Below are 4,763 nucleotides of genomic sequence, written 5' to 3' on the forward strand. Positions count from 1 at the left end.
ATCAAGGGGGGCAGGGGGGATCAAACCCAAAATCTAATTTCTACTTAACTAATTTTGCGCCACACTTAGAACAAAAATTAGACGAGGGCGGGTTTTTGTGTCCACAATTACCGCAGATAATTAAAGCTGGGTTAGCCACTTCCGTCACCGGAGAAAGAGGAATTTCTCCACCGCTATCCAACTTATAGTTATCGATTAACTGCAAAATAATTGCATCTTCCCGTTTATATTCTGTATTATCTTTTCCTCCTGTTAACTCCTCGGAACGTTGTTGTAAATATTGGATAAAAGTCCGATACAAAGCTTGTTTTTTCTCGGGAGTGGCTGCAGCCTGTAACTTAGCTGTCACCTGACTTTGAATTTTTTCCTTATCTTCGCGACAAGCTTTTACTTCTAACACCTGTACCGCATCTTCCCAACTGGTGGCGATATCGACTTTTTTTAATCCCGTTGCGGTTTTAATTTCATAGCGAATTGTTTTCTCATTAGTGACTCGATTGACTTCTGGAAAAAGCACTTTTAAAGCCCGGGCTGTCACCACCAATTGATAAATACTCGGATCTTCGGGAAAAACATCCCAGAAAGGAGGTTCCTTTTGGATATGCACGGGGATGGGTAAATCGCGATTTTCCCCCATTTGTTGGGCGCGTTTAGCGAGAATAAATTCCCCTTTCCAGTCCTGATAGGATTGCCGCAGTTCTCGCATTCCCTCGAGACAACGTAGGGAAAAACCGCCAATTTCCTGCACGAAGACAAGACGATATTTTTCCACGTCTCCCAAGGGTTTAATATCGTCTTCGTTTGCAATAAATTCCCGCAGTTTCGGAATAATTTTTTGGGCTGCTGGGTTACTGGTATTTCTTCCTCCAATCAGGGCAACATTTTGATTTAATTGAGGCGTAAAACCCGCATCTTTTCCTCGCAAAACCGCAGGATTGAGCATAATTAGGGGGCGCGATTTTTGGTAAGCAATGCGAAGATTATTGATAATATCGGCATCGTTGTTATAGATTTTTAACAAGCGATCGCAAGCGGCTAATTCCTGCTGAATTCGACTACTAGCGGGAGCATTTTGTAGGAGTTGATTAGCTTGATTTAGGATAACTTTTTGAAAATCTCCTTGACGAATATCGGCAATCTCGGTGATGTCAAATAAACGCATATTTTCGTCGGCACGGCGAGTTTCTTTCCAGAGGGGGCTAGATTGCTTTAAAATCTCTTCTGAGAGGGGTAAACAAAGGTTATCCATACCCGTATCGTAGGCGTTTTTGTTACCGACAATCCCAGAGGCAAATTGTTCGATAAAGTCTTGATAAAGACCATTTAATTCTTGTCTGTCAAATAATTTAATCCCATTAATTAACAAAGCATCGGCACTATCGATCTGTTGATTAGACTGGAGATTAAATAGATCGCGACTTTGAATTACTTTCTGACGAAAGCGATTAAAACGGCTTTCTAATTGATTAAGATGTTCCAGTAAACGGTTAATAACCTCTACTCCTGCACCTCTGGTTTTTCGTTGAATATTGGCCATTAAATGGCCTTCCAATCCCGTTAAAGCTTGTTCACAATATTCTTCCATCTTATCTTTTTTCGAGATATGAAGTTTATCTTTCAGATCATTAATTTCTGCCAAGGCTGTGTCGTATTCCCGTTGACGTTTACTTTCGTTTTGACTCCAAACCTGTTCTTGATCGCGACGGAATTTTTCGGCTATGTCGGTGAAGATTTGTCGTACTGAAACAATAAAACTCTCGGCAAATTTTACCCCACGGTTCCGATCTTCAAGGATATTATAAAACTCCATTTCTAGGGACTTTTTACCCCGTTGAATAATTTCATCCCGGTTACTATAAATCTTTTTCAGGTAATCGCCGTGCAGCCGTTCATCGGGACTCAATTCTAGTAAATGATTGCGTTTAAATTCCTCGACTCTTGGCGTTAAATAATCATCAATAAATTGCAGAATTTTTCCCTGTTCATTGCCTAAAATATTAACACCCTGCTTTGTACAAGATAGCCAATTATCTTGATTGATTTCCTGACGAGTTTCGTTAATCCATTGGGAGATTATGGCAATTAAAGAGCGATCCTTGTCGGCACATAAATCCATAATTAATTCCCCTTCGCTCAAGCGCATTCTTTTGAGGATATCACTTCTGACTAACTCCAACATTTGAGCGGGTAAAATCACTGCATCATTCAGCCACCAATTAATTAAATCTTTGGCTAAACGTTCCGATAAGGAGGCACGAATTTGGGCAATAGGAATTTCAATAGTTGATAGCCCAAAACTCATAAATTGCTTAGGATAACCGCGACCTCCCGGGTCAGCTTGCGCCCAAGAACCCTTAATATTATCTCTAATGGAACGCTTATGGGGGGCAAAATCAGAGGTCATATCTAGGAAGATATTTTGGGCGATCATTTCCCTAATTTGACCAAGTTTAAAATCCCCTTCGCCGTTTTTTGTCCCCACTAAATAGGTAAAATCAAAGGGGGGTAGCTTACTAACAACTTCATCGACTAAACCGCTGCTAAACTGTTGATGATATTCGGTTCTGTAGTCAGAAAAGTAATTTAATTCCATCAGGGCAGCGTAACCATTAGCCAAAACTCGATCGCCGACACTAATCCCCGCAAATGCTTCAGGAGTGGGAACAATTGCCGTACTCAAAGGACTACTTTCCCCGCGCAACCAATTACGAATACAGTAGCCTAGATCGATTAACATTCCGCTACCTGTACCACCGTTTAAAGAACCCGTAGTAAAGACATTAATAGCAGTATTATTAACTTTAATTCCATAGCGATCGAGCATAAAGTTTTCTTGTCCTTTTACCCGTCTCACTGCGTCCAGAAATTTTCTTTGGATCTCATGATAATTGCAAAATAAAGCAAAACGGCCACAGGCGCGAATTTGTCCCGCTCCCGCTTCCAGGGAAGTAATATTTCTCTCTAATTCCGGGGGAAACCAACTATTAATCCAGGGATATCTATCCATGTCAGATACCATCTCCTGTACCTGTTTTCCACTCACCCGGGCCCAGTGTTTTTCGTTATCTTTAAAAGCACTGCCGGCAGCTTCAGGATTACTGATTTTATAATCCTTATCCGTATCAACCACCAAAAAACTGACAATCGGAAAATTGCTCAAACTGCCATAACTTTCCTCGATTAAACGACGCAAGCGCGATAAAATCTCGTTACCCGTGCCACCAATACCCACTAAAACCGTGGGAACCATGCTTTTTTCTTCTACTGCTGCCGGCATAATTATTTAACTCCTAAGGCCATTTCTTGACGGTTGCGAGGGACTTCGTAGGTGAGGAAATCGTAGGCTAATTTAGTGTTAGGAAAAATCGCCCGCGCTTCCTCTAACAGATTGGAAATATCCAGAGAATTCCCCGGTAGATAACGGGGGCTAAAATGGGTCATTAATAACAATTTTACCTGGGCTGCCAAAGCCACCTGGGCTGCCATCGTCGAAGTGGAGTGAACACTTTCAAAGGCTAACCCGGCATCTTGGTGTGCAAAAGTCGCCTCATGAATTAGCACATCTGCATTCTGTGCCAATTCGATCGAGCCTTCACAGAAAATAGTATCGGTACAATAGGCAATTTTACGGCCGATTTCCGTTTCCCCGCAGAGGGACTGACCGCGAATTTTTCTGCCATCGGGAAGGGTGACAGTTTCCCCCTTTTTCAGCTTGCCGTAAATAGGTCCGGGGGGAATACCCAAAGCGTTGGCTTTTTCCACATCAAAACGTCCAGGACGGTCTTTTTCGGCGATGCGATAACCGTGGGCGGGAATACGATGTTTTAATAGCTGACAGGAGACGGTAAATTCTTCATCTTCGTAGAGTATGCCGGGGGAAAGGGGATGGACACGCACCCGATTGGCGAAATTAGTATAGGAATACTTAGCACAAGCGCGCAGATAGTCCCCTAGTCCGGGGGGTCCGTAGATATCAATATCCTGAGCAGAACCGGCTAATCCGATACTGGCTAACAATCCCATTAAACCAAAGATATGATCGCCGTGCATGTGGGTGATAAAAATGCGTCGGATTTGGGAACTTTTCAGGTCGCTACGCAGTAACTGGTGTTGAGTTCCTTCTCCACAGTCAAACAGCCATATTTCCGCCCGTTGCGGCAAACGAAGGGCGATACTAGAGACATTGCGGGAACGAGTGGGAACCCCAGAACTGGTTCCTAAAAAAGTAATCTCCACAGGATAGCTGTCAGGATAGAGGATTCTTTTTCTAGTCTAGGCTGTTTTTATCGATTTCTCGATCGAATTGCTGCTTTTCTGTATTTGATCTCTTGGAAACAGGAAATCCCCTGATTTTAACCTAACTCTGCAATAATTAATCGCAGCCGGAAATAGGTTGGCGCACATATCATACTTTCTGCTTTTTGTCAAAAAAACTTTTTTTTTGCAATAAAACTACACAAAAAAAAGATCATCGTTGTGGGTGAAATTGACTCATTTACCTGTCTTAATTAGGATCACCTTGTAGGTGTGGCAATGGTTGAAACCCTTGCTGCCCAAAAAAGCACAGAAAAACCCATTATGAAATTCAGCAAAATCGCTGTAACCATGATAACATCGTTGTTAAATAAAAATCTTTCTCAATTAATTCTTAAGAATTTGTAAATATTGCGAAATGTTAATTTAAATATTCTCAAGTTTGTGGAGTCAATAAATAATTTTTACTTATCTTTGACCAACATGGGGTTAGAAGTCAGTTATCAGTT

2 protein-coding genes are annotated in these 4,763 nt (G+C 41.8%); both read right to left on the reverse strand.

Annotated elements, in window-relative coordinates:
• Positions 1–40: 40 nt before the first annotated feature.
• Entirely contained in the window at positions 41–3,277 is a 3,237-nt protein-coding gene (locus MICAI_RS05380) for a tubulin-like doman-containing protein (protein WP_008198851.1), read from the reverse strand.
• A gap of 2 nt (positions 3,278–3,279) precedes the next feature.
• On the reverse strand, positions 3,280–4,236 hold the full coding sequence (locus MICAI_RS05385; RefSeq protein ID WP_008198852.1) for a ribonuclease Z: 957 nt from the start codon (positions 4,234–4,236) through the stop codon (positions 3,280–3,282).
• Positions 4,237–4,763 lie beyond the last annotated feature (527 nt).

The organism is Microcystis sp. T1-4 (assembly GCF_000297435.1).
GTDB lineage: Bacteria > Cyanobacteriota > Cyanobacteriia > Cyanobacteriales > Microcystaceae > Microcystis.

What these genes read in the sequence shown, in the direction of transcription:
- MICAI_RS05380 (WP_008198851.1), bottom strand. Translation starts at nt 3,277, where the DNA reads ATGCCGGCAGCAGTAGAAGAAAAAAGCATGGTTCCCACGGTTTTAGTG.